General features: G+C 71.3%; 18 protein-coding genes, 1 tRNA gene and 1 riboswitch. Of the genes, 6 read left to right on the top strand and 13 right to left on the bottom strand.

All coding sequences use genetic code 11. The features are described from left to right. Nucleotides 1-10: 10 nt before the first annotated feature. A tRNA-Pro gene (locus tag OG867_RS01355) sits at nucleotides 11-84 on the top strand. Between the two features lie 253 nt (nucleotides 85-337). Continuing rightward, nucleotides 338-4,234: a glycoside hydrolase family 2 TIM barrel-domain containing protein gene (locus OG867_RS01350; RefSeq protein WP_406281770.1), complete on the top strand. Its 3,897-nt coding sequence runs from the start codon at nucleotides 338-340 to the stop codon at nucleotides 4,232-4,234. 115 nt (nucleotides 4,235-4,349) lie between these two features. Here OG867_RS01350 and OG867_RS01345 read toward each other — a convergent pair whose 3' ends face one another. From OG867_RS01345 to OG867_RS01330, 4 genes are read right to left on the bottom strand one after another with little or no spacing between them, the layout of a single operon-like run. Then, nucleotides 4,350-6,047, bottom strand: a complete 1,698-nt coding sequence (locus tag OG867_RS01345) for an ABC transporter substrate-binding protein (RefSeq protein ID WP_406281767.1) — start codon at nucleotides 6,045-6,047, stop codon at nucleotides 4,350-4,352. Nucleotides 6,048-6,072: 25 nt separating this feature from the next. Further along, nucleotides 6,073-8,199: a dipeptide ABC transporter ATP-binding protein gene (locus OG867_RS01340; RefSeq protein WP_406281764.1), complete on the bottom strand. Its 2,127-nt coding sequence runs from the start codon at nucleotides 8,197-8,199 to the stop codon at nucleotides 6,073-6,075. Continuing rightward, nucleotides 8,196-9,143: an ABC transporter permease gene (locus OG867_RS01335; protein WP_406281761.1), complete on the bottom strand. Its 948-nt coding sequence runs from the start codon at nucleotides 9,141-9,143 to the stop codon at nucleotides 8,196-8,198. The genes OG867_RS01340 and OG867_RS01335 overlap by 4 nt, the downstream gene beginning before the upstream one ends. Nucleotide 9,144: 1 nt before the next feature. Further along, nucleotides 9,145-9,903 (bottom strand): ABC transporter permease, encoded by a 759-nt coding sequence (locus tag OG867_RS01330; protein WP_328903747.1) that lies wholly within the window; start codon nucleotides 9,901-9,903, stop codon nucleotides 9,145-9,147. 1,016 nt (nucleotides 9,904-10,919) lie between these two features. Here OG867_RS01330 and OG867_RS01325 point away from each other — a divergent pair. Continuing rightward, entirely contained in the window at nucleotides 10,920-12,176 is a 1,257-nt protein-coding gene (locus OG867_RS01325; RefSeq protein ID WP_406281758.1) for an alpha/beta hydrolase family protein, read from the top strand. Nucleotides 12,177-12,413: 237 nt separating this feature from the next. On the opposite strand, the gene OG867_RS01320 is transcribed toward OG867_RS01325, so the two are convergent. From OG867_RS01320 to OG867_RS01295, 6 genes are all read right to left on the bottom strand, one after another. After that, on the bottom strand, nucleotides 12,414-13,808 hold the full coding sequence (locus OG867_RS01320) for a purine-cytosine permease family protein (RefSeq protein WP_406281755.1): 1,395 nt from the start codon (nucleotides 13,806-13,808) through the stop codon (nucleotides 12,414-12,416). After that, nucleotides 13,799-13,892: riboswitch (TPP riboswitch) on the bottom strand. Its footprint overlaps the gene before it by 10 nt. A gap of 43 nt (nucleotides 13,893-13,935) precedes the next feature. Further along, the gene (locus OG867_RS01315; RefSeq protein ID WP_406281752.1) at nucleotides 13,936-14,430 is read right to left on the bottom strand and encodes an FBP domain-containing protein; all 495 of its coding nucleotides are present in this window, start codon (nucleotides 14,428-14,430) and stop codon (nucleotides 13,936-13,938) included. Between the two features lie 50 nt (nucleotides 14,431-14,480). Further along, complete coding sequence (locus tag OG867_RS01310; protein ID WP_406281749.1) at nucleotides 14,481-14,987, bottom strand: NUDIX hydrolase; 507 nt, start codon at nucleotides 14,985-14,987, stop codon at nucleotides 14,481-14,483. Nucleotides 14,988-15,057: 70 nt separating this feature from the next. After that, entirely contained in the window at nucleotides 15,058-15,957 is a 900-nt protein-coding gene (locus OG867_RS01305) for a hypothetical protein (RefSeq protein ID WP_406281746.1), read from the bottom strand. Then, complete coding sequence (locus OG867_RS01300; protein WP_406281743.1) at nucleotides 15,954-16,961, bottom strand: SPFH domain-containing protein; 1,008 nt, start codon at nucleotides 16,959-16,961, stop codon at nucleotides 15,954-15,956. The genes OG867_RS01305 and OG867_RS01300 overlap by 4 nt, the downstream gene beginning before the upstream one ends. A 206-nt stretch (nucleotides 16,962-17,167) precedes the next feature. After that, complete coding sequence (locus OG867_RS01295; protein ID WP_328903753.1) at nucleotides 17,168-17,797, bottom strand: TetR/AcrR family transcriptional regulator; 630 nt, start codon at nucleotides 17,795-17,797, stop codon at nucleotides 17,168-17,170. A 148-nt stretch (nucleotides 17,798-17,945) separates the two neighbouring features. On the opposite strand from OG867_RS01295, the gene OG867_RS01290 reads away from it, so the two are divergent. Then, entirely contained in the window at nucleotides 17,946-18,761 is an 816-nt protein-coding gene (locus OG867_RS01290) for a phosphatase PAP2 family protein (protein ID WP_406281740.1), read from the top strand. Continuing rightward, nucleotides 18,758-19,693, top strand: a complete 936-nt coding sequence (locus OG867_RS01285; protein ID WP_406281737.1) for a hypothetical protein — start codon at nucleotides 18,758-18,760, stop codon at nucleotides 19,691-19,693. Before OG867_RS01290 ends, OG867_RS01285 begins: the two co-directional genes overlap by 4 nt. Nucleotides 19,694-19,726: 33 nt before the next feature. Here the strand turns inward: OG867_RS01285 and OG867_RS01280 are convergent, their stop codons facing one another. Together OG867_RS01280 and OG867_RS01275 are read right to left on the bottom strand one after the other, a co-directional pair. Further along, nucleotides 19,727-20,263 (bottom strand): PadR family transcriptional regulator, encoded by a 537-nt coding sequence (locus tag OG867_RS01280; RefSeq protein ID WP_406281734.1) that lies wholly within the window; start codon nucleotides 20,261-20,263, stop codon nucleotides 19,727-19,729. A 43-nt stretch (nucleotides 20,264-20,306) separates the two neighbouring features. Then, on the bottom strand, nucleotides 20,307-22,322 hold the full coding sequence (locus OG867_RS01275; RefSeq protein ID WP_406281731.1) for an FAD-dependent oxidoreductase: 2,016 nt from the start codon (nucleotides 22,320-22,322) through the stop codon (nucleotides 20,307-20,309). Between the two features lie 234 nt (nucleotides 22,323-22,556). Here OG867_RS01275 and OG867_RS01270 point away from each other — a divergent pair, with 234 nt between their 5' ends. After that, nucleotides 22,557-23,081, top strand: coding sequence for a DoxX family membrane protein (locus OG867_RS01270; RefSeq protein ID WP_328903758.1), 525 nt, complete (start codon nucleotides 22,557-22,559; stop codon nucleotides 23,079-23,081). Between the two features lie 23 nt (nucleotides 23,082-23,104). On the opposite strand, the gene OG867_RS01265 is transcribed toward OG867_RS01270, so the two are convergent. Then, nucleotides 23,105-24,754 (bottom strand): FAD-dependent oxidoreductase, encoded by a 1,650-nt coding sequence (locus tag OG867_RS01265; protein ID WP_406281728.1) that lies wholly within the window; start codon nucleotides 24,752-24,754, stop codon nucleotides 23,105-23,107. Nucleotides 24,755-24,760 lie beyond the last annotated feature (6 nt).

Raw genomic sequence — 24,760 nt, 5'->3', positions numbered from 1 at the left:
TAAGCGGCAGCGGGACGTGGCGCAGCTTGGTAGCGCACTTGACTGGGGGTCAAGGGGTCGCAGGTTCAAATCCTGTCGTCCCGACTTGTGAAGTCGCGATTCAGGGCCGGTTTCGGAATCATCCGAAACCGGCCCTTGATCGTTCCTGGGCCCCAGGACCCAGGGGGCCACCCTCCCCGCCGGGCACCTGTCCGTGACGGCCCAATCCCTCGCCAGAAACCAACAGAACCTGACGTCATTATTGTGTCGGTTGTGTTTCCTTTCTAGGGTGGGCGCTCGTACCAGAAGCACCCGCCCCACCCGGTTGCACATTTCGGCGTACGAGGAAGGTCCTGCCATGGCCCGTCCGACCCCGTCCCCCCACCCGCACCGCGTTTCCGTCAGCCGTCGCCGTCTGCTGGAGGCAGGCGCCGCCGTGCTCGGCGGCCTCGCTCTGTCCGGTGTCCCACGGCTTCCCTCCGCCTTCGCCGCCGACGCCCCGGCCGGTGAGGAGTGGAACGGGCACATCGACGTCTTCCGTGTCGGCACCGAGCCGCCGCACACCACTCTCATGCCTTACGGGAACCTCAGGCAGGCGCTGGACGCCGACCGCGGCACGTCCCCGTGGCGTCAGAGCCTCGACGGCACCTGGAAGTTCGCCTACGTGGACCGGCCCGCCGACAAGCAGGCGGACTTCTACCGCACGGACCTCGACGACTCCGGCTGGGAGACCACCCCGGTCCCCTCGGTCTGGCAGCTGCATGGCCACGACCGCCCGATCTACGTCAACATCACCTACCCGTGGTGGGGCGCCAACGGTCTCGGCGAGGACGCTCAGCCGCCCGCCGCCCCGACCCTGTACAACCCCGTCGGCCAGTACCGGCGCACCTTCACCGTGCCGAAGGGCTGGGCGGACCGGCGGACCTTCCTGCACTTCGAGGGGGTCAAGGCCGCCCACTACGTATGGGTCAACGGCCACTTGGCCGGTTACCACGAGGACTCGTACACCCCGGCCGAGTACGACATCACCCCGTACCTGGAGGACGGGACGAACCAGGTCGCCGTCGAGGTGTACCGCTACTCCGACGGCGACTGGCTCCAGGACCAGGACATGATCCGGCTGAGCGGCATCTTCCGGTCGGTGTACCTGTACTCGACGCCCGGCGTGCACATCAGGGACTTCAAGCTCGACACTCCGCTCGGCGACGACCACACCACCGCCCGGCTGTCCGTCACCGCGCACGTGCGGGACCGCACGGGCGACGCGGGTGACACCACGGCCTACACGGTCGAGACACAGCTGTACGACGCCGACGGACACCCCGCGTGGACACGGCCGCTGACCACGGGCGCGAAACCGGCCGGCGGCGAGGTGACCGTGACGGCCGAGAGGTCCGTACCCTCGCCCCGCCTGTGGTCCGCCGAGGACCCCTACCTGTACACGGCGGTCCTGCAGCTCAGGGACGGTTCCGGCAAGGTCGTGGAGGTCCTTTCGCACCGGGTCGGGCTGCGCGAGTTCGCGCTGACCGACGGTCTGATGCGCATCAACGGACAGCCGGTCACCTTCCGCGGGACCAACCGCCACGAGATGCACCCGGTGCGGGGCTCGGCTCTCAGCCGCGCCGACATGGTCGACGACATCAAGCTCATCAAACGGCTGAACATCAACTCCGTACGTACCTCGCACTACCCCAACAACCCGCTCTGGCTCGAACTCGCCGACCAGTACGGTCTCTACCTGGTCGATGAGACCAACCTGGAGACCCACGGCATCAACAACGCGTACCCGAAGGACCGGCCCGACTGGACCGAGGCGTGCCTGGACCGTGCGCGGAACATGGTCCACCGCGACAAGAACCACGCCTGCGTCGTCATCTGGTCGCTGGGCAACGAGGCCGGCTCGGGTTCCGCCTTCCGCGCCATGCACGAGTGGATCCGCTCCTACGACCCGACACGCGTCATCCAGTACGAGGGCGACGACAGCCCCGGCACCAGCGACATCCGCTCCCGGATGTACGAATCGCCGAGCCGGGTGGAGGAGCGGGCGAAGGACACCTCCGACTCCCGGCCCTACGTGATGATCGAGTACGCCCACTCGATGGGCAACTCGACCGGCAACTTCGCGGAGTACTGGGACGTCATCCACCGCTACGACGTCCTGCAGGGCGGCTGGATCTGGGACTTCGTCGACCAGGCACTCGCCTGGCCGGCCCCCACGCGCAAGCTACTCGGCGACACCGGGCCCGCCGGGCTGACCGGCGAGATCATCAACCCGTCGGGCTCCTTCAGCCGCGAGCACGGAGTGAGCGGCGCGACCGTCTTCCCGCGCGACGACCGGCTCGACCTCACCGGCTCACTCACCCTCGAAGCCTGGATGACCCCGCACGTCCGCGGCTTCCACCAGCCGATCCTGGCCAAGGGCGACACCCACTACGCCCTGAAACAGGCCGACAAGGGCCTGGAATTCTACATCTACGCCAACGGGCAGTGGGTCGCGGCCTCCTGGACCACACCGGACGACGGCTGGACCGGCAAGGAACACCATGTCGCGGGCGTCTACGACGCGGACGCGGGAACGCTGACCCTGTACGTGGACGGTGTCGCCCGGGCCACGAAGAGTGCGGCCCACCGGCCCGACGGCAGCACGGCGCCGCTCTCGCTCGCCGGTGAGGTCGAGAACCCGACACGCGAGTTCAGCGGCACGGTCCGCCGGGCCCGGGTGTACGCACGCGCCCTCACGTCCGCCGAGCTCGCCGACGAGGGGCGCGGCCCGGGGGACGACGGCGTGCGCTTCTGGTTCGATGCCCGGACGACCCGCTACCAGCAGAAGAAGGCGGGGGCCAGGACGTTCTACGCCTACGGCGGCGACTGGGGCGACAACCCCAACGACGGGGCGTTCTCCGGGGACGGCATCGTCCTGCCCGACCGCCGTCACACCGGCAAGGCGGCCGAGGTCAAACGGCTCTACCAGCCGATTCGCGCGAGGCGCGCGCCCGGCGCCGCGCCCGGCGAGGTCACCCTCGTGAACGACCACCTCTTCACCGGCCTCCGTACCTACAACGCCAGTTGGGAACTCTCGGCCGACGGCGAGACGGTGCGGCGCGGCCGCATCGGCCGCGACCAGCTCGACGTACCCCCGAGGTCCGAGAAGGCCCTCACGCTGCCCGTGCGACTGCCCGACGACCCGGCCGCCGGAACCGAGTACTTCCTCCACCTGTCCTTCACGACGCGGGAACGCAGCCCCTGGGCCGACGCCGGGTTCGAGGTGGCGCGCATGCAACTGCCGCTGGAAGCCTCCGGCCCGGAACCCGCGCCGGTCTCCTCGGCCGGGACCCCCGAGCTGTCGTTCCGCGAGGGTGCTGAGGACGTCACCGTCACGGGCCGCGGCTTCGAGGTCGTCATCGACCGGTCGACCGGACTCATCACCTCGTACGAGGCGGCCGGCACCCGGCTCCTCACCTCCGGACCGGTCCCCAACTTCTGGCGCGCCCCGACGGACAACGACCAGGGCAACGGGCAGCACGTCCACAACCGGACCTGGCGGGACGCGGGCGCCCGGCGCGAGGTGACCGGGGTGACGGTGCGCGGGCACGGCGGGAGCGCGGTCGAGATCACGGTGGAGGGGACGCTGCCGACGAGCACACCGTCGGCGTACACCACGACCCTCACGGTCTTCGGAAACGGTGAGATCAAGGTCGGGAACACCCTGGCTCCCGGTGCGACGAGCCTCCCGTACATCCCCGAGATCGGCACGATCCTGCACCTGCCCGCAGCCCTGGAACACCTCCACTACTACGGGCGCGGCCCGGAGGAGAACCACTGGGACCGCAAGGACGGTACGGATGTAGGACGTTGGTCGGGAACCGTCACGGAGCAGTGGACGCCGTACCTGCGCCCGCAGGAGAACGGCAACAAGACCGACGTGCGCTGGGCGGCGCTCACCGACCGGCACGGCCGCGGCTTGCTCATCAGCGGCGACGGCCTCCTGGAGATCAACGCATCGCACTTCACACCGGAGGACCTGTCCGTGGGCGCCCGCCACGACTACCAGCTCACACCCCGTGACGAGGTCGTCCTGCGGGTCAATCACCGGCAGATGGGCGTCGGCGGCGACAACAGCTGGGGTGCGCAGACGCACGACGCGTACAAGCTGCCCGCCGACCGGGAGTACACGTACACCTACCGGCTGCGCCCCCTCACCGACGTACGGCAGGCCACGAGCCTGTCGCGCCGGCGCACGGAGCCGGGCCGGTAGCACCGACGGGAGCGTCCGTGCGGACACGGCATGACACCGCCCGGCAGGCCACTGGCCTGCCGGGCGGTGTCATGGTCCGGGGTTCCGCGTCGCTGCCGCGGAACCCCGGGTGGGTTTACTTCTGCCAGCCGATGAGCTCGGGGGCGCCCATGTTGCCGTAGCTGCCGTAGAACTGGGCGGCGCCGAAGTTGGCGAGGCCCTTCTTGACGGCCCAGATGGTGGGGCCGTTGTGGATCGGCATGATGCCATAGGTCTCCATGGCCTTCTTCTCGACCTCGTTACCGGCCTTGACCTGCTCGTCCAGGGTCGGCAGGTTGGTAACGGCCTTGGTCTCCTCGTCCATGCTCTTCGGGACCGAGCGCGAGACGTTCAGCGTCGAGTCGGAGCAGTACATCTGGCAGATGTAGAGCAGGCCGTTCGGGTCGCTGGAGATGAAGCCCATGCCGAAGATGTCGAAGGCGCGCTTGGTGAACACCTTGTTGAAGTCGGCGGACGGGTGCGCCTCGATGTTCACCTTGACGCCGATGTTCTTCATCATCTGGGCGATGGCGGTGGCACGGGCCTTGACGGTGGAGCTGTCACCGATGGTCGGGAAGCTCAGCTCCAGCTTCTTGCCGTCCTTGGCGCGGACACCGTCCGAGCCGGCCTTCCAGCCGGCGGCGTCCAGTTCCTTCTTCGCCGTCTCGGCGTCGAACTTCACCAGGCTGCCGAAGTTGTCCTGGTAGCCCTTCTGGAAGGGGTAGAGGTTGAAGGAGCCGGGCAGGGGCTCGGTGTAGCCCATCCCCTGGAAGGTGATCTTCGCGAGCTGGGCGCGGTCGATGCCCTCCATCACGGCCTTGCGGACGGCGAGGTCCTTCAGCTGCGGCGAAGTGCTGTTGAAGACCAGGAGGTTGTTCGCGGTGGTCGTGCCGCGGCGCAGCTCGGTGCCCTTCACGCCCTTCACCTGGTTGAGCTCCTCGGCGTTGGCCGCCGAGACGCCGTCGATCTGGCCGTTCTTGAACGCGTTGATGCTGGCGCTCGCCTCCATCTGGACGAAGGTGAGCTCGTCCAGATGCGCCTTCTCGCCCCACCACTTGGGGTTGGGCTTGTAGGTGACGGTGCCGCCCTTGGCGTCGAACTTGGAGATGGTGTAAGGGCCGGCGCCCCACTCCGGGTGCGGCTTGCCCACGTACGCCTTGTTGAAGTCCGAGGGCTTGGCGATGTGCGGGTTGACGAGGGCGTAGAAGAGGGACTTCCAGTAGACGAACGTGCCCTTGTAGGTGACGATCGCCTCCTTGGCGTCCTTGCCCTGCTTCACGCCGGTGATGCTGGAGTAACCGTCGGTCGAGCCGACGTTGTACTCCTTGTTCTTCCCGTTCTGCGCGGTCCAGGTGTCACGGAAGGACGTCCAGTCGATGTCCTTGCCGTCGTTCCACTTGGCCTTCGGGTTGATGGTGTACGTGACCTGGGTGTTGCCACCCACCGTCTCCTGCTTGACGTCGGTCAGGTAGTCCTTGTTGAAGGTGATGTTGCCCTTCGGGTCGTTGAAGGACAGCTGCGGCATGTAGAACCAGGCGAGCTTCGACGTGTAGAGCGACCCGTCACCGTTCAGCGCGTTGAGCTGGTCGGAGATCTCCACGATGGGGAGCGTCAGTTTGCCGCCCTGCTTCAGGTTGCTCGCAGGCTGGGGGTTGTACGAGGTCAGGACGTCCTTCTCGGCGGTGGCGCCCTTCGACTTCGGCTCCTTGGAGTCGTTGGAGTCGCTGCTGCACCCGGTGAGGACGAGAGACGAGGCGGCGGCGAGCGCCACCAGGCTCACAGAGATCTTTCTCATGACGGCCTTGGCCTTTCTGGCTGGGTTAGTTGTCGACAGACGTGGTCGTGTCCGCGAAATGGCATGCGTCGCGGTGGTCCGGGTCGCCCCTGTCGGTGAGCAGGGGGGTGACCCCGCGACACCGCTCCTTCTGGGGCTCCGACAGCGTGGTGTGGAGGGGGCACCTGGAGACGAACCGGCAGCCCGGCGTCTCGTCGGTGGGGCTGGGCAGGTCACCCTCCAGGAGGACGCGTTCCCGCGTGCGCTCCGCCACCGGGTCGGGCAGCGGGATCGCGGAGAGGAGCGCCTTGGTGTACGGGTGCCTGGGGTTGTCGAAGACGGCGTCGGTGTCGCCGATCTCGACGATCCGGCCCAGGTACATCACCGCCACCCGGTCGGAGATGTGGCACACCACCGACAGGTCGTGGGCGACGAAGAGGTAGGACAGACCCAGCTCGGCCTTGAGGTCGTTGAGCAGGTTGATGACACCGGCCTGCACCGACACATCGAGCGCCGAGACCGGCTCGTCCAGCACCAGCAGCCGGGGTTTCGTGGAGAGCGCCCGCGCGATGCCGATGCGCTGCCGCTGCCCGCCGGAGAAGGCCGAGGGGAAGCGGTCGCGGTGCTCGGGGTCGAGCCCCACCAGCTCCATGAGGTCCGCGACCTTGGTGGTGAGCACCTTCTTGTCGCGTTCGCCGCTCGCGCGGAGCGGTTCCGCGAGGATGTCGAAGACCGTCATGCGGGGGTCCAGCGCGCCCATGGGGTCCTGGAACACCATCTGCATGTCGCGGCGGACGGCGTTGATGTCCTGCCTCCGCTTCAGGCCGGCCGTGTCCTGGCCGCCCACCGAGATGCTGCCCTGCTCCGGCGGCTTCAGCCCCATGATCTCCAGCAGGGTGGTGGTTTTCCCGCACCCCGACTCACCGACGAGCCCGAGCGTCTCGCCCTCGCGGATGTCCAGGTCGATGCCGTTGACGGCGAAGACCGTGCCCACCTGGCGCTTGAGCAGGCCGCCCTTGGTCAGCGGGAAGGTCTTGGTGACCCCGGAGAGCTCCAGGACCTTCGGCCGGTCCTCACGGGGGACGTCCGCGGCGCGGTCCTCCCGCACGGCCGGGACGGGGAAGATCGGCTCGCCGCCGATGGCGCCGTCCTCGATCTCCTGGGCCCGCCGGCAGGCGGCGGAGTGCGCGGCACCGGTGCCGGCCCCGCCGATGGTCAGCAGCGGCGGCTCGGCCTCCCGGCAGGCGTCCTCGACCGCGGGGCAGCGCGCCGCGAAGGGACAGGCGTCGGGCAGGTCCACCAGCAGCGGGGGAGTGCCCGGAACCGGGGTCAGGGCCTCCCGGTCGCGGTCGTCCAGGCGGGGGATCGCGCCCATCAGACCGATGGTGTACGGCATCCGGGGCTGCGCGAACAGCTCGTCCACCCCGGCGTGCTCGACCGGGCGTCCGGCGTACATCACCATGACGTCGTCGGCGGAGCCGGCCACCACCCCGAGGTCGTGGGTGATCATGATGACCGCGGCGCCGGTCTCCCGCTGGGCCGTCTTGAGGACGTCCAGGATCTGCGCCTGCACGGTGACGTCCAGGGCGGTCGTCGGCTCGTCGGCGATGATCAGGTCGGGGTCGTTCGCGATGGCCATGGCGATCACGGCCCGCTGCCGCATACCGCCCGAGAACTCGTGCGGGAAGCCCTTGGCCCGGCGGTCCGGGTTGGGGATGCCGACCAGGTCCAGGAGCTCGACGGCCCGCTTCCAGGCGGCCGCGGACGAGATGTCCTGGTGGATCTGGAGGGACTCGACGATCTGGGCACCGATGCTGAAGATCGGGGTGAGCGACGAGAGCGGGTCCTGGAAGATCATGCCGATCTGCTGCCCGCGGACCTTGGACATCCGGCGGTCGTCCAGGTCGAGGAGGTTCTTCCCGTCGAGCATGATCTCGCCGGTGATCGACGCGTACTCGGGAAGCAGTCCCATGACGGCCATCGACGTGACGGACTTGCCGGAACCCGACTCGCCCACGATGCCGAGGGTCTTGCCGCGGTGCAGGTCGAAGGAGACACCGCGTACGGCGTCCACCCGGCCGGACTCCGAGGGGAAGGCCACCTTCAGGTCACGCACGGACAGCAGCGCCTGCTGCGTTCCGGGCTCGTTCTTGACTGCGCGCTGCTCGATCATGCGCGGCCTCCAGACTGCGATGTGGGGTCCAGGGCGTCGCGCAGACCGTCACCGATGAGGGCCATGGCCACGGTGAGCAGGACCACCAGGGCCGCAGGAAGGTAGAACAGCCAAGGGGCGGTGGACAGGGTGTTCTGCCCGTCGGCCAGCATGGAACCGAGGGACACGTCGGGCTGCTTGACGCCGAACCCGATGAAGGAGAGTGCCGTCTCGGACTGCACGGTCGAGGCGACACCGAGGGTGAACGTCACGATCAGCAGGGACCCGATGTTGGGCACCAGGTGGCGGACGATGGTCCGGAAGGCGCTGACGCCCATGAAACGGGCCGCCATCACATACTCGCGCTCCCGCAGGGACGTGGCCAGGGACCAGATCACCCGGGCGGTCAGCATCCAGCCGAAGAGCGTGAGGACCACGACCAGGATCTTCCACTCACCGCGGTAGTGCGTACCGACCAGCGCGATGATGAGGAAGGAGGGCAGGACGAGCAGGAAGTGCACGAAGCCGAGCATCGCCCGCTCGACCTTGCCGCCGAAGTAGGCGGCGGTGGTGCCGAACAGACCGGCGATGACGGTCGTCATGAGCGACACCGCCACGGCGATGATCAGCGACCTGCCGAGGCCGTGCACGAGCTGGGCGTAGACGTCGTTGCCCGCGCTGTTGGTGCCCAGAAGGTGGCCGTCGACGCCGGGGGCCACGGAGAGAGCGGCGAAGTCCGCCTCCTCGTAGTTCCAGTGGGTCAGATACCGGCCGAACACGGAGAAGAGCACCAGCAGGACGAACAGGATGAGTCCGCCGAGCGCGGGCTTGTTGCGCGCGAAGCGGCGCACGTAGAGCCTGGTCGGGGAGAGGCGCTTGCCGCCGGTCGCCCCGGGCTCCAGCACTTCGGCGATCTCCGGGGCCTCTTCGGGGGCGGTTCCGGCGCCGGGCATGTTGATGGCCACGTCAGCTCACCCTGATCCTGGGGTCGAGGGCCACGACGACGAGGTCGGCCAGGATCGCGCCGATGGCCGTCATGAGGGCGCCGAAGGCCGCGACGGCGACGGCGCCGTGTACATCGTTCGTGCTGATGGTCTTGGCGAAGTACTCACCCATGCCGTGCCATGCGAAGACCGTTTCCGTGATCACCGCGCCGGTGAAAAGGGCGGGCATCGCGAAGGCGACCTGGGTGGCGACGGGAATGATCGAAGTCCGCAGCCCGTGCCGGTAGATGGCCTGTTTCCGGGTCAACCCCTTGGACCGTGCGGTGCGCACATAGTCGGAGTTGATGTTGTCCAGCAGGAGTGAGCGCTGCAACAGGTGGTATCCGGCGTACGAGATGAACGTCAGTGAAATCGTGGGAAGGATCGCGTGCACCACTCTTGATCCCAGGACCGGCCAGAACCCGGCGACTTCGGGGCTCTGCGCTCCGGCGACGGGCAGCAGCGTGTGACCGAGGGACTGGTTGAGCCAGATGGCCGCGAGCACCACGCCGAGCGAGGCCACGGCGGAGGGGGTGTTGAAGGAGATCACGGAGATGCCCTGCCACACCCGGTCGCCGGCCTTGTACTGGCGCGAGGCGGTGTAGACGCCGAGTCCGACGCCGATGACGATGGACAGGATCGTCGAGGCGATGACCAGCTGGCCGCTGACGAAGATCCGGTAGGCGACCTGGTCGTTGACACTGCCCCCGGTCGGCGACTGACCCCAGTCGAAATGGGTCACGATCCCGGAAATCCAGTCCCACCACCGATCCAGGATCGGTTTGTCTGGATTGAGATTGAATTGCGCCAGTGATCGGTTGATCTGGGCTGGAGTTCGAGGCGGTCGCAACGCGGTGTAGTTCGACGCAGGCTTAAGGAATGCATTAGCGAGGAAATACGTCAGGTTGGTTGCGACTGCGATCATCAAAAACCAGCCGACTGCTTTACGGGCGACATAACGCAGCACGGTGAGCCGGCCTTTCTTGAAAATGGGCCCGCAGATCCGGTGAGTGACTGGACGCTTGGCCGCGTTGACCGGGCACCGGGTTGCGAGCGCTCGGACAGGACGTGCGGACTCTCGTGGTCAAAAAATGATTGGTGCGAAGACGTTCCGATGAGGGAGTCTGCTGTGTGCTGACGGTGCCGCACGGGTACGTGGAGTGGCAGCGAGCGGTGCGCCGGGCATGGAGCGACAACCTTGCGTCGGAATGAGACGAATCGTGGCGGCTGCCCGATTCGACAGCGCCTGTGCAGACGATTCCAACTGTCTGTGGGTGCGTCAAGGCGGGTCAGGTCGCGATCCGGTTAAGCCGAAAGCGCATATCGGTCATTTGTCGCGAAAATTTTCAACGTCGTGGTGGACGCGAGGAGACCGGCAACTCTGCATGCCATCAAACGGTGTAAAGGCCACTCACCTGACCAAGTGGGCTCTTCGGGACCTGTCGGTGGGTGTCGAACCAGGTTTCTTTGCCGAGAGTTGGGGTCCGCGGGCCAAGCTTCCCCTCCGGGCTGCGGCGCGCCGCCCGCGGTCGCCGCCGACTGTGCGCTGACCCACCGTTACCACCCTTCGTCCTTCCTGGAAGCCCGTGGCCGCGGGCCCGTTTCTCCACGCGCCGCGTCGGCCCGCGTCAGGGTCTTGCGGAGCGCGGAGGAAGTAATGAATCATCATTCAGAGCTTCGCCCCGGGCCGGTGCGTCGAGCAGGCGTGCTGTGCGGGACCGGCGACAGCGTTTCCCAGGAGAGAGGCCGGAAAACCACATGGCTGAGCGACGCATGTACTCAGGGACCGCCAGGTCGATCGCGGCCGGCTGCGCGTCCGGCGTCCTCGCGGCGTTGCTTGCCGCGACACCGTCCGCGGCGGCGGGCCACGGGGGCGGGGTTCCCGAGGGGCCGCGCGGTGAGGGCTTCTCCCATGCGTCCCGTGCCCTGGTGGAGCACGGGCGGCACGGCACGCTGATCCGGGCGCAGCGGCTGACCGGGGTCGCGGCCTTCGCGGGGGCCGACAACTGGCGGGTGCTGTACCGCTCGGTGACCCCGCAGGGCAAGGCGGTGGCCGTCTCGGGCACGGTCGCGATCCCGCACGGGCGGCCCCCGGCCGGTGGCCGGCCGGTGCTTTCCTGGCTGCACGGTACGACGGGGGTGGCGGACGCCTGCGCTCCGTCGCGGGACACCGCGAACGGCCCGGCGCACGACTACCTCCAGGCGATGCAGGACACCGTGGCCCCCTGGGTGGCGCGGGGGTACGCGGTGACCCGGACCGATTACCAGGGCCTGGGGACGGACGGCACGCACAGCTACCTCGTGGGCGAGGCGGAGGCGCGGGCGGCCGCTGACCTGACCCGTGCCGCGCACCAGCTCTCCGGGCACCTCAGCGACGAGTGGGTGGCGTACGGCCACTCGGAGGGCGGGCACGCGGCCGTCTTCGCCGCCGACCTCGCCAACCGCTGGACGCCGGAACTGCGGCTGCTCGGGGCGGCCGCACTGGCGCCGGGTTCGCAGCTCAGCGCGGCCGTGCCGGCGCTGCGCGAGCAGCCGCTCGCCGGGGTGAGCGACTTCTTCCCGCTGATCGTCCGTGGCGCGCAGACCGTACGCTCCATGCCCGACCAGGACATCTTCACGCCGAAGGCCCTGGCGGTGGCCGGTGACGCGGACCGTAGGTGCAGCGCCCAGCTCCGCGCTCCGGACTCCTGGGGCTCGTTGAAGAGCGACGAGATCTTCCGCAAGGGCGCCGATCTCACCGCCCTCGACCAGGTGCTCGCCGACAACGAGCCGGGTCTGCTGTCCCCGCGCGTCCCCGTGCTGCTCGCCCAGGGCGGCAAGGACGCGGTCATCCAGCCCGCCTGGACCGCCGCCCTGGACAAGCAGCTGCGGGCGAACGGCGTCCACGTCACCTCGTACACCTACCCCGAAGCCGACCACCGCGGCGTCCTGTCGGCGTCCCTGCCCGACGTCACCCGCTGGATCGACCACCTCTTCGGACGGCCGGGGAAGGGCCACCCGCGCACGCGGCCGTAACCCCCCGCACCGACCCCAACAACCCCTGGAGCGGCGGAAACGTGGCATCGCGTGCACAGATTCCTGGCCCCCCGCGCAGAACTTCGCGGGGGGCCGGAACGGCTCGCCGGCCGGTGTGACAGGCAGGCCCGATTCCGCGCCGCGCCACGCGGTTCAGAGGCCGCGGAGCTGTCACCTACCCGGTCGATGGTGTCCCTCGCGCCGCGTCGGTCCGGGGGAGGAGACGACGCGTGGCGGTCAAGCAGTTGGCGGCCGTGGCCGGCGCATCCGCAGCGGGGCGTACACCGCGAGCGCCACGAGGAACGCCACCCCGTACGCCAGGTCCGCCCCGTGCAACGCCTCGGCCACCGGCCCCACGTACAGCCCGGTGCTCATGAACGGCACCGCCGCCGCGAAGGCCACGGCGAACGCGGCGAGCGCCGGCCACCACGGGCGCGGCCGGGCGTGCTCGGCCGCGAGGTCGACGGGGGCGCCCCGCCGGGCCCGGGCGCGGACCAGCCAGTCCACGGACACGATCGCCACGAAGCCGGGGATCCAGTAGCCGACGAGCAGCAGCACGTTCTGGAAGCGGGCGGTCGTGTCCGCCGCGTGCATCCACAGCACCAGCGGGAACCCCAGGGCGGCGGCGAGCGCCGCGGCCACCGGACGCGGCAGCCGTACCCCCATGGTCTGCAACGCGAGCGAACCGCTGTAGTCGTTCATCGCGTTGCTGCACAGTGCGGCCAGCGCCACCGCGAGCAGCCCGAACGCCCCGAGCGCGCCCCCGCCGAGCAGCGAGTCGATGCCGCGCGCGGTCTGGTCCGTGAAGACCGACGCACCCCACAGCCCGATCGTCTGGACCGCCACGAAGGAGGCGCTGATCCCGCCCAGCGTGCACCAGAACATGCGCGGCCGGGACGTCTCGCGCGGCAGGTAGCGGCTGAAGTCGCTCGCGTACGGCGCCCAGGACAGCGCCAGGCTCAGGGCGATGGTGCAGGTCAGGACGAACGCCCCGGCCCGGTCCGCGCCGTGCACGGCCGGAGCGGTCACCGGGTCCACCCCGTTCAGGAGCTTCGCGGCGAGCACGGCGAAGGCGGCGGCCAGGGCGAACGTCATCACGGTCTGGAGCCGGTGGATCACCTCGTAACCCAGCACCCCGAGCGCACCCTGCGCGGCCATCATGACCAGCACCCCCAGCCAGAACGGCCAGCCGCACAGCTGTGCCAGCGCGTCCCCGCCGAACAGACCGATCAGGGCGTCCCAGGCGATGGACGACAGCCATTGCAGGGCGCCCGGCAGCACGACGCCCGGTCCGAACGCCAGCCGGGCGAGCGGCAGTTGCCCGGACCCGGTGCGGCTGCCCCAGGTGCCCAGATACGCGGTCGGCGCGGCGCCGACGAGGGTGCCGAGCACGACGGCGGTGAGCGCGGTCGCGAAGTCCAGGCCGAGCGCGATGCCGACGGTGCCGGTGAAGACGCCGGTCATGGTCAGGTTGGGCGCGAACCAGACGGTGAACAGCCGGCCCGCCCGGCCGTAGCGGCGGTCCTCGGGGACCGGGGCTATCCCGTTCGCCTCGATGCGCAGATCGCCGGGGGCGGTGGGCATCCGCCCGCCGAAAGCGGCGCGCTCGTCCTGGGCATACGGCAACGACATGAAGACATCCCTCCGCCAGTGCTAACTGGTTCAGGTTCGACGGGTGTGATCTCAGCCCCGTGCGGGGCACCCCGTGTCCGGTGTGGCGGCCAGAATAGCGCCGGCCCGCCCGATGTCGTCGCGAGGGTCAGCTGAAGAGCTTCTTCACGAACGCGTGGAGATTGCCGACCGTGCGCGCGATCTGCTCCTCCGTGGTCAGGCTCTCCTTGAAGCGGGCCCCGGAGTCCACCGTCTTCTTCCCGCGCACATACAGCGAGCAGGCCAGGTCGGTGCACATGTACAGGCCGACGGAATTGCCGTCACGCCCGGCGGGACCGGTCTTGCGGGCGGTCATCAGGGAGACCCCGCTGCCCGGGTGCGTGGTCAGGCAGAGCGAGCACATGCTCCGGTGCAGGAAGCCGCGCTGCTGCGACGGGAAGCGCAACGAGATCCCGGCGGGCCTGCCCTCGTGTTCGGTGACGATGTAGCTGCGTCCCGGCGCGGACAGGTTGCGCCAGCCGAGGAAGTCGAGGTCGTCCCACGGCAGTTCCTCGAAATCGCGGGGGAGCGGCAGGCGCTTGGCTTCCCCCTTGGAGCAATTCACGAACGATGAGCGGATGTCCTGCTCGGTCAGGGCCTTCATACCCACGAAGCTAACTCTGCCTATGGCCCCTAGGCAAACGATTAATTTGCTTAGGGGCTCACCTGGGGCTTCTCGGTCGCGAGGGGGAGCCGGTGAACGGGCTGATGCGGGATGCCGAGGTCCGGGCGCCAGGTCGCGAGGATCTGCGCCGACGGGTCGAAGAGCGGCGACGGGAGCGCGTCGAGCGGCGTCCACTCCCAGGTGCTGATCAGATGCGGCTCGGTCACCCGCGCCGCGCCGGTGTCCACGCGCACCAGGGCGGCCATCGTCACGCGGTTGATGCCGCCGAGGGCGTCGTGCAGCATCGCGAAGACGGTGACCCGGTCCTCGGGGACCGTCAGCCCGGTCTCCTCGCGCAGCTCCCGCACGGCGGCCGCCGCGACGGACTCCGGTACCGGGTCGACCTTGCCGCCGGGCAGCTCCCAGGTGCCGCTGTGGTGCCGGCCGAGCAGGATCCGGCCCTGCGCGTCCTGCACGATCACCCCGACCCCCAGCGCCGCCTGGGCCTTGGGCGGCCGGGTGTTACGGGAAGGGGCGAGGGGGTCCTCGGTGGCCATGCTGCTCCTCTGAAGGGGCGGGGCGGTGGGCGTTGAGGAGCTTACGGGGATGCCGTGTCCGCCGCCGCGCTCACACCGCCAGCCGCAGCGAGGTCTCGGAGACGCCGAGCCGTACGCTCTGCCCCCACGTCAGCTCCAGCGCGTCCGCCTCCATCCCGTCGCCGAACACCACCACCCGGTCCGACTCCACGGTCAGCCGCAGCCCCTGCCCGGGCCCCAGCTCGCCCGCGACGAACGAGGTGCCGGTCGACGGCGAGGGCCACGCCTCCCGGACGAACCAGAGCAGCCGGGGATCGGCGGGTCCGGGCAGCGGGAGGGGGCTGCGACGCTCCTGCCAGAGCGAGCGCAGCCAGCCGGTCGCCCCGGTGCCGGTGCCGACCAGGACGCCGGAGGACGCCTGCGGCTCGGCGGGGGAGTCCGCGGTGTCGGGCCCGAGCCGGTAACGGGCCGTCTGGTGGCCGGGCGGGCCCAGGTAGACCTCGTTCAGGGCGAGCAGCCGCTGCGTGTCGTCGGCCACCGCCTCCACCATCGTCAGCGCGTCGGCCCGCCCGGCCGGCACCACGGACGCCCGCATCAGCGCCGCCGCGTCGGCCGGCCGGTGGCGCACCAGGACGCCGGGGTTGCGGCCCGGATCGGTGTCGATGCCGATGACCGGCTGGCCGGCGAGGTACTTCGCGGCGTTGGCGACCAGGCCGTCCTGCCCGACGACCACCACCACGTCCTCCGGCGCGAACAGGAACCGGTCCAGGTCGGCCCGCTCCACCCGGCAGTGCCGCCAGGTGAGCGGAACGGCCGCTGCCACATCCGCCAGGGCCTGCCGGGTCCGCTCGTGCCACCGGGCCACCTCCTCGATGGACCGGCCCCGCGCGGCCAGGAGGAACGCGGCCTGGCCGTGCGTGCCGTGGCGGGCGAGAAGCTCCTCGTACTCCGTGGTGCGGTGGACGAGGACCGCCCGCGGGGCCAGGCTCACGCCCCGGCCTCCGGCCGGCCCAGCTTGCTGAGCAGGCCCGTGAGCACGTCCGGCGACAGGGTGAGGCTGTCGATGTGCGGCAGGTTCTCGGCGAGCCGGGTGGCCGCCAGCGCGTGCAGCGTCGCGGCCTCCACCTCGCCGTGCGCCCGCAGCCAGGCCGCCTGCGCCTCGGCGCGCGCCGCGCCCACCTGCCGGGCCGCCTCCGCCTCGGCCCCCGCGAGCCGCACCGTGCGGGCGGCCTCCGCCTCGGCGCGCACCCCGTCGGCGGCGGCGCTCTCCTCGGCCTCCCGGCGGGCGTTGGTGCCGCGCTGCTCGACCAGCTGCTCCTCGCGCCGGGCCAGCTCGATCTGGCTGGCGAGCTCGTTCTCGGCGATGGTCCGCTCGCGCTCGACGGCCACGGCGCGCCGCTCGTACGTGGCCCGGTCGGCCTCCTGCTGGATCTGCTCGCGGGCGGGGGTGCGCAGGGCGCGCTCCACCTCGGCCTCGGGGCGGATGGCGACGACGCGGACGGCGACCACGTCGATGCCGGTGGCGGGGAGCCTCGGCTCGGCGGCGAGACCGGCCGCCACCCGCTCGCGGACGGCGGCGACCCCGTCGACCAGGGCACCGGCCAGCGGGGTGCGGGCCAGCACGTCGAGGGTGTGCTGCTGGGCGGTCTCGGTGAGCAGGGTGGCGATCTGTTCGAGGGGGGCGCCGCGCCAGGCGCCGGTGTCCGGGTCGATGGAGAAGTCGAGGCGGGCGGCCGCCTCGGCGGGGTCGCTGATCCGGTAGGTGACGGTGGCCTGGACCGTGACGTCCTGGAAGTCGGCGGTGCGCGCGTGGAACGCCATGGCCAGCTCGCGGTCGTTGACCGGCACCTCGGAGAGCGCGGCGCTCAGCGACCGGTACCAGAAGCTCAGTCCGGCCCCGTCGTGGGTCAGCTTGCCGCGCTTGTGGTGGCGGATGTGCGCGGTGGGCGCCGAGCGGAGATGGCGCCGGCCGAAGCGGCGGGTGATGTCGGCCATGGGGACCCCCTGAAGTCGTTTTCGTCATGACGACGATAAGCGGAATCCCGCCTTATCGTCAAGAGGACGAATAAGGGAGGTTCCGAGTACGCGAACGGCCGGTGACTTCAGGGAAGTCACCGGCCGGCCGGGTGCGCGCCGCCCCCGTCCCCACGGTGCGGCGCGAGCGGGCCGCCGTCATCCGCTCGGACGACGGCCCACGTCTGTCAGGACCCGGACGCCGGGGCGTCCAGGCCGAGTGCGGGAAGGACCGCGGCCTCCACGAAGCGGACGAGGTAGGTCTCGTCCGCGTGGGTGCCTGCCAGCATCGGGCGGGCCCGCATCACGCCGAGCAGCTGCGCGGAGACGAACTCCGCCGCCCGGTTGTCCGGCGCCACCTCGCCGCGCTCCACTCCGCGTCGTACGAGCGCGTCGACCGCGGCCATCTCCGGCAGGATCAGCGACTCGCGCAGCGCGCACAGCAGCTCCGGGCTCTGCAGCGCCGCATGGCTCAGCGCCAGCATCAGAGGCGTGTCGCGGCCCGCGCCCTCGCCGATCGCCCGCGCCGCCTCCAGCAGGTCACCCGCCAGCGAACCGGTGTCGATCTTCCGCAGGGCGCCGCGCCGGGTGCCGTGCAGGGCGGCCACCACCAGCTCGGGCTTCGAGCCCCACTGGCGGTAGAGCGTGGACTTGCCGCAACGGGACCGGGCGGCGACCCCCTCCATCGTCAGCGACTCGTAGCCGTTCTCCCTCAGCATGTCGAGCACGGCGGTGTAGAGCTCCTGCGCCCGCTCCGGCGTGATCTTCGAGCGGCGCTGCGCGGGGGTCTGCTCCTGCTCGGTCCGCTGCGGCGACATGTGTCTTCCCTCTCTGCGACTCTGCGACGAGGTCCATCGATACGCCAGTGTACCGATACGCGTGTGTACCGATACGCCGCCGTATCGGTACACTGGCGTATCGATACGGGCGGACGTCCGCCGAAGCGCATCAGCAGAGGGGCACCGGGTGAAGTACACCGGCACCACGCCCGCCGATCGGAAGCCGGACACGTTCGCCCGCCCGCCCCTGGTCCGCGAGCTTCTTCTCGTCGTCGGGCTCTTCCTGATCTACAAGCTCGGCCGCCGGGCCGCGAACGGCCATGTGGACGAGGCGTTCCGCAACGCGGGCCACGTCTGGGACGTCGAGCGCGCCGTGCACCTGCCCGGCGAGGGCGCGGTCCAGGGCCTGCTGCTGCACAACGAGACGCTGATCCATCTGGCGAACACCTACTACGCGACCGTGCACTTCCCGGCCACGCTGCTCTTCCTGGTCTGGCTCTACTGGCGCAGCCCCCGCCACTACGTCTGGGCGCGCCGCGTCCTCGCCGCGCTCACCGGCGCCGCGCTCGCCCTGCACCTGCTCTTCCCGCTCGCCCCGCCGCGCCTGCTCGCCGCCACCCACCTCGTGGACACCGGCCAGGTGTACGGGCCTTCGGTGTACGGGGCCCAGCCGGCCACGGACTCCATGGCCAACCAGTTCGCCGCGATGCCCTCGCTGCACTTCGGCTGGGCCGTCATGGTCGGCGTCGGCCTGGTCGTCGCCACTCGTTCCCGGTGGCGCGGGCTGTGGCTGCTGCATCCGGCGATCACCCTGTTCGTCATCGTCGGAACCGCCAATCACTACTGGCTCGACTCGATCGTGGTGGCCGCGCTGCTCGCCGTCTCGCTCGCCGCGCTCCGCCTCCCGCGCGCCGAGCCGGTCCGCCCGCCGCAGCCGTGGCCGTCCGTCGTACGGCAGCGGGAGCACGCCGCCGTGTACGCCGCCTCCGGGGCGCACCGGTGAACGCCACCCTGGCCGCCGTCGCCCTCTCCCTCGTCTCCGCCGCCGCCTACGCCGCCGCGGCGGTCGCCCAGGCCCGGCTGGCCGGCCGCACCGCGCCCGGCACCGGCACGCTCCGGCTCCTCGGGCGCGGCGCCTGGTGGTGCGCGGTCGGCCTGAACGCGGGCGGCGCCCTGCTGCACGTGGCCGCCCTGAAGTACGGCCCGCTCACCCTGGTCCAGCCGCTCGGCGCGCTGACCCTGGTCGCGGCCGTCCCGCTCGGCGCCCGGGCGGCGGGCCGCCGGGTCACCGTCACCGAGTGGCGCGGCACGCTGCTCACCCTGCTCGGCCTCGGCGCCCTGCTCCTTACGGCGGGCGGCGCCGCTCCGCACGAGACCCTGACCATGGCCGAGGCGCTGGCCGTGGGCGCCGGGACCATGGCGCTGGTCGCCGGGCTCAGCCGCCCCGGCGCCCGCCCCGGGCTGCGGCACGCGGCGGCCTCCGGTATCACGTCCGGCGTCGCCTCCGCGCTCACCCAGACCCTGACCGTCGCGGCCACCGACCACACCGGACCGCTGCTCAGCGCGCGGCTGGTGGTCGTCGCCGTGCTGGTCTCCGCGTTCGCGATGGGCGGGCTGCTGCTCTCCCAGACCGCTTACCGGGGTGGTCTCGGAGCCCCGCTCGCCGTCGTCACCCTCGCCAACCCGGTCGCCGCCGCGGCGATCGGCCTGGCGCTGCTGGGGGAGCGGTTCCAGGGCGGACCGATCGGTCTGGTCCCGGCGCTGCTCGGCACGGTGGCGGCGGTCCGGGGCGTGATCCTGCTGACCCGAGCCCAGGCGCGGACGGAGCCCGCGGTGGCCGGTGCCGCGCCGGCCACCCCGTCGCGGGTGGTCATCAGCAGCCCCCGGGTCGCCCGCCGCGAGCAGCGCCGCCGGGTCGGCGCGGGACGCCACTGAATCCGTACGCCGTACGAGTTGCGGGGCGCACGCTCACATCGGCTCCGGGTAGTCCTCCAGCGCCCGCGTGATCCACCCGATCCAGAAGTTCTCCAGGTCGATGCCGCCCCGCAGCACCAGGTGCCGCAGCCGGTCCCCGGGGGTGTCGCGCTCCGGCGGGAAGTCCCGGACCTCGATCTCCCGGTACTCCGCCAGCTGCCGCCGGTGCAGCTCCAGATGCCGGCGCAGCTCCGCGTCGAGGCCGGGTGCCCCGACGACCGCCGCCGCCCGCATCCGCAGCAGCAGCGGATCGCGCACCTGCTTGGGGTCCTCCTGCCGGGCCACCCAGACGGACAGCGCCTCGCGGCCCGCCGGCAGCACCTCGTACTCCTTCTTCTGCCCCCGGGCCGGCTGCGCGGGTTCCAGCGCCCTGATCTGCCCGGCCTGCTCCAGCTTGCCCAGCTCGCGGTAGATCTGCTGGTGCGTCGCCGACCAGAAGTAACCGATCGACCGGTCGAACCTGCGGGTCAGCTCAAGCCCCGACGAGGGCTTCTCCAGCAGGGCGGTGAGGATCGCGTGCGGCAGTGACATGGGGTGCATCCTAGGGACGGCCGGGCGGGCCCGGCCGTCCGGTTCAGAGGGCGGCGGCGAGCTCCGTGCCCTGGCGGATCGCGCGCTTGGCGTCCAGCTCGGCCGCGACGTCGGCGCCCCCGATCAGGTGCGCCTCGCGGCCCGCGGCGAGCAGTTCCTCGTACAGGTCCCGGCGCGGGTCCTGCCCGGCGCACAGCACGATCGTGTCGACCGGCAGGACGTGCCGCTCCTCGCCCACCGTGATGTGCAGGCCCTCGTCGTCGATCCGGTCGTACGTGACGCCCGACGTCATCGAGACCCCGCGGTGACGGAGCTCGGTGCGGTGGATCCAGCCGGTCGTCTTGCCGAGGCCCGCGCCGACCTTGCTCGCCTTGCGCTGGAGCAGATGGACGGTGCGCGCGGTCTTCGGGCGCACCGGGGCCGCGAGGCCGCCGCGCTCGCGGTAGGCGGTGTCGACGCCCCACTGCCGGAAGAACACCTCCGGGTCGAGGCTCGCCTCCTCGCCGCCGTCCGTCAGGAACTCCGCCACGTCGAAGCCGATCCCGCCGGCCCCGACGAGCGCGACCCGGTCGCCGACCGGCGCGCCGTGGCGCAGCACGTCCAGGTAGCTGACGACGCTGGGGTGGTCGGCGCCGGGGATCTCGGGCGTGCGGGGCGTGACCCCGGTGGCCAGCACGACCTCGTCGTAGCCGCCGAGGTCCCCGGCGCCGACCGGAGCGCCGAGCCGCAGGGCGACCTTCTCCTCCGCGAGCCGGGTGCGGAAGTAGCGCAGTGTCTCGTTGAACTCCTCCTTGCCGGGCACCCGGCGGGCCACGTTCAGCTGCCCGCCGATCTCCTCGGCCGCGTCGAAGAGCGTCACCTCGTGGCCGCGCTCGGCGGCCGTGACCGCGCAGGCGAGACCGGCGGGACCGGCGCCGACGACGGCGACGCGCTTGCGGGTCCGGGTCGGTGACAGGACGAGTTCCGTCTCGTGGCAGGCGCGCGGATTGACCAGGCAGGAGGTGACCTTGCCGCTGAAGATGTGGTCCAGGCACGCCTGGTTGCAGCCGATGCAGGTGTTGATCGCGTCCGCGCGCCCCGCCGCCGCCTTCGCGACGAAGTCCGGGTCGGCGAGGAACGGCCGGGCCATCGACACCATGTCCGCACGGCCCGAGGCGAGGACCTGCTCGGCCACCTCGGGGGTGTTGATGCGGTTGCTCGTCACCAGCGGTACGGAGACCGCCCCGCGCACCTTCTCGGTGACCCAGGTGAACGCGGCCCGGGGGACCGAGGTCGCGATGGTGGGGATACGGGCCTCGTGCCAGCCGATGCCCGTGTTGATGATCGTCGCGCCGGCCGCCTCGATCTCCCGGGCCAGCCGCACGACCTCGTCCAGGGACGATCCGCCGGGCACCAGGTCCAGCATCGACAGCCGGTAGATGATGATGAAGTCGTCGCCCACCCGCTCACGGACCCGGCGCACGATCTCGACGGGGAAGCGGATGCGGTTCTCGTACGAGCCGCCCCAGCGGTCCTCGCGGTGATTGGTCGCCGCGGCGATGAACTCGTTGATCAGATAGCCCTCGGAGCCCATGATCTCGACGCCGTCGTAGCCCGCGCTCCGGGCGAGCGCCGCCGCCGTCGCGAAGTCCTCGATCGTCGCCTCGACCTCGTCGTCGGTCAGGGCGTGCGGGGTGAACGCGCTGATCGGCGCCTGGAGCGCGCTCGGCGCCACCAGGTCAGGGTGGTGCGCGTACCGGCCGAAATGCAGGATCTGCATAGCGATCCGGCCGCCCGCGTCGTGCACCGCCGAAGTCACCCGGGCGTGCTCGGCCGCCTCCGCCTCGGTGGTCATCTTCGCCCCGCCGGGGAAGGTGCAGCCCCGCTCGTTGGGCGCGATGCCGCCGGTGACCATGAGGCCGACGCCGCCCCGGGCACGCTCGGCGTAGAAGGCCGCCATGCGCTCGAAGCCGTTCTCGACCTCTTCCAGGCCGACGTGCATCGACCCCATCAGGACCCTGTTCGGCAGGGTGGTGAACCCGAGGTCGAGCGGGCTCAGAAGGTGCGGATACGGGCTCATACGGCGGCTCCTCGCTGTGGCGTCGCCCCAGTTCTAATCCACCGCCGCGCCATTGTGCAACAAGTTGCACAATGGCGTTCGTCGCACTGTGTCACGGCTCACGGCCCGGCGTGACTCGCCCGGATGGAGTAACACCGCGGTCCCCGTGCTCCGTGGGGCGCGGAGAGTGGTGACGTACGGAAACGAGGGGCCCGTGCCGTCCGGGCGGGGCCCCGGAACCCACCGGAGACCCCCATGGGCTGCGTCAACCGTCACGACCTCGGTCTGCTCGTCCTGCGCGCCGGCACCGGCGCGGTGCTCGCCGCGCACGGAGCGCAGAAGCTCTTCGGCTGGTTCGGCGGCGGGGGCATCGAGGGGACCACCGCCGCGATGGAGGCGATGGGCTTCCATCCGCCGAAGCACAGCGCGCTCGCCGCCGGGCTGGGCGAGGCGGGCGGCGGCGTGCTGCTCGCCCTGGGCCTGGCCACGCCCGCCGCCGGTGCGGCGGCGGCCGGGGCGATGGCGGGCGCGGTGGCCGTCCACGCCCCCGCGGGCTTCTTCGCGCAGGGCGGCGGCTACGAGTACCCGGCGTTCCTCGGCTTCACCGCCGCCGCGATCGGCCTGACCGGCCCCGGCCGCTACTCCGTCGACCACGCGACGGGCCACACGTTCAACCAGCCGTGGATGGTCGCCCTGGCCTTCGCCGGCAGCGCGGCCGCGGCCGCGGCGGTGGTCGGCAGGCGCGCCCGGGCGCGGATGCCGGAGCCGGAGGAGTTCTGAGGGGCGCCGCTGAGGGGGTGCCCTCAGCGGCGCCCCTTCGACGCCGCGACCAGCTCCGGGACCGTGCCGAACTTCACCCTGGGGCGGCCCCCGTCCCGGCCCCGGGCACGCTCGGCCCGGTCGATCGCGGCCAGGCCGCGCGCGTCGACCACCTGGCGGCTGCGGCCCCGGACCAGGCGGCCGAACGCCTTGGCGGGGTGGGCGGGGGAGGGGAGCGCACCGGCGACCGCGTCCGCGAGCAGGGTGCCGACCGTCTCGGCGGCGCAGGTGCGGTTGGCCCCGATGCCCCCGGAGGGCCCCCGCTTGATCCAGCCGACGACATACGTGCCGGGCCGGCCCGCCACCCGGCCGCCCTCGTGCGGCACGGTGCCGCTCGCCTCGTCGAAGGGCAGCCCGGGCACCGCGAGGCCCCGGTAGCCGATGGCCCGCAGGAACAGCTGCGCCGGTATCCCGGACTGGCCCCCGTCCGCCGTGACCCGGACGCCCTCCACGTCGTCCCGGCCGGTGATCTCCACGGGCGCCGAGTGGAAGCGGAGCACGATGCGCCGCCCCTCCGCCGGGGGCCGCGCCCAGTCCACGGACTCCCGGCGAACGCCCCGCAGCACGGCGGCCGCGCTGCCGGGGGCCGCGCTGCCGGGGGCCGCGTCCTCGATCGCGGGGCCGATACGCGGATCGTGGTCGTCCACCACCAGCTCCACACCCGGAAGATGCTTGAGCGCGAGCAGCTCGGACGACGTGCAGGCGGCGTCCTCCGGTCCGCGCCTCCCGAGCAGCACGACCTCGCGCACCCCGGAGCCCCGCAGGGCGGCCAGCGCGTGGTCGGCGATGTCGGTGCCCGCGAGCCCCGCCGGGTCCGCGACGAGGATGCGCGCCACGTCGAGCGCCACGTTGCCGTTCCCGGCGACGACCACCCGCTCGGCCCGCGACAGGTCCACCGTGTCCGGCGCCACCTCCGGGTGCGCGTTGTACCAGGAGACGAACGAGGTCGCCGCGATGCTCGACGGCAGGTCCTCGCCCGGGATCGAGAGCCGGCGGTCGGCGCCCGCCCCGACCGCGTAGATCACCGCGTCGTGGTGCGCGGACAGCTCCTCGGCGGAGATGTGCGTGCCGACCTCGACCCCGAGGTGCATCCGCACCCTGGGATGGGCGTGGAACCGTGCGAAGGTCTCGCCGACCCCCTTCGTCCCCGGGTGGTCCGGCGCGACGCCGTACCGGACGAGCCCGCCGGCCACCGGAAGCCGGTCGATCAGGGACACCTCGGCGTTGGTGTGCAGCAGCAGATCCTCGGCCGCGTACATCCCGGCGGGCCCGGTGCCGACGACCGCGACCCGGATCGGCGCGAAGTCCGACGGCAGGCTCCGCTCGAAGGAAGGCGCGCCCCAGGCATGGAAGTTGGGCCCGGCGGCGGGCTCCGGCTCCCGGTCCGCGTAGTAGGCCGCGTTGATGGCGGCGTACTCCTTGCGCGCCCCGAAGAGGCTGTCCACCGGGAAGATCGCGTCCACCGGACAGGCGTCGGCGCACGCCCCGCAGTCGATGCAGGTCTCCGGATCGACGTACAACATCTCCGTACGGCCGAAATCCCGCTCCTCCGGCGTCGGGTGGATGCAGTTGACGGGGCACACGGCGACACAGGTGGCGTCGTTGCAGCAGGTCTGGGTGATGGCGTAGGTCATGGCTCG

Source organism: Streptomyces sp. NBC_00209 (assembly GCF_045206345.1).
Classification (GTDB): Bacteria; Actinomycetota; Actinomycetes; order Streptomycetales; family Streptomycetaceae; genus Streptomyces.
Note: the sequence above shows the minus strand (reverse complement) of the source record. Positions and strands in the feature narration are given on the sequence as shown.

Excerpts from the sequence above, each read along its gene's own strand:
- OG867_RS01280 (WP_406281734.1), bottom strand. The coding sequence starts at position 20,263 with ATGTCACTGCCGCACGCGATCCTCACCGCCCTGCTGGAGAAGCCCTCG.
- OG867_RS01320 (WP_406281755.1), bottom strand. The coding sequence starts at position 13,808 with ATGTCGTTGCCGTATGCCCAGGACGAGCGCGCCGCTTTCGGCGGGCGG.
- OG867_RS01265 (WP_406281728.1), bottom strand. The coding sequence starts at position 24,754 with ATGACCTACGCCATCACCCAGACCTGCTGCAACGACGCCACCTGTGTC.
- OG867_RS01275 (WP_406281731.1), bottom strand. The coding sequence starts at position 22,322 with ATGAGCCCGTATCCGCACCTTCTGAGCCCGCTCGACCTCGGGTTCACC.
- OG867_RS01310 (WP_406281749.1), bottom strand. The coding sequence starts at position 14,987 with ATGGCCACCGAGGACCCCCTCGCCCCTTCCCGTAACACCCGGCCGCCC.
- OG867_RS01340 (WP_406281764.1), bottom strand. The coding sequence starts at position 8,199 with ATGATCGAGCAGCGCGCAGTCAAGAACGAGCCCGGAACGCAGCAGGCG.
- OG867_RS01325 (WP_406281758.1), top strand. The coding sequence starts at position 10,920 with ATGGCTGAGCGACGCATGTACTCAGGGACCGCCAGGTCGATCGCGGCC.
- OG867_RS01295 (WP_328903753.1), bottom strand. The coding sequence starts at position 17,797 with ATGTCGCCGCAGCGGACCGAGCAGGAGCAGACCCCCGCGCAGCGCCGC.
- OG867_RS01315 (WP_406281752.1), bottom strand. The coding sequence starts at position 14,430 with ATGAAGGCCCTGACCGAGCAGGACATCCGCTCATCGTTCGTGAATTGC.
- OG867_RS01350 (WP_406281770.1), top strand. The coding sequence starts at position 338 with ATGGCCCGTCCGACCCCGTCCCCCCACCCGCACCGCGTTTCCGTCAGC.
- OG867_RS01270 (WP_328903758.1), top strand. The coding sequence starts at position 22,557 with ATGGGCTGCGTCAACCGTCACGACCTCGGTCTGCTCGTCCTGCGCGCC.
- OG867_RS01300 (WP_406281743.1), bottom strand. The coding sequence starts at position 16,961 with ATGGCCGACATCACCCGCCGCTTCGGCCGGCGCCATCTCCGCTCGGCG.
- OG867_RS01345 (WP_406281767.1), bottom strand. The coding sequence starts at position 6,047 with ATGAGAAAGATCTCTGTGAGCCTGGTGGCGCTCGCCGCCGCCTCGTCT.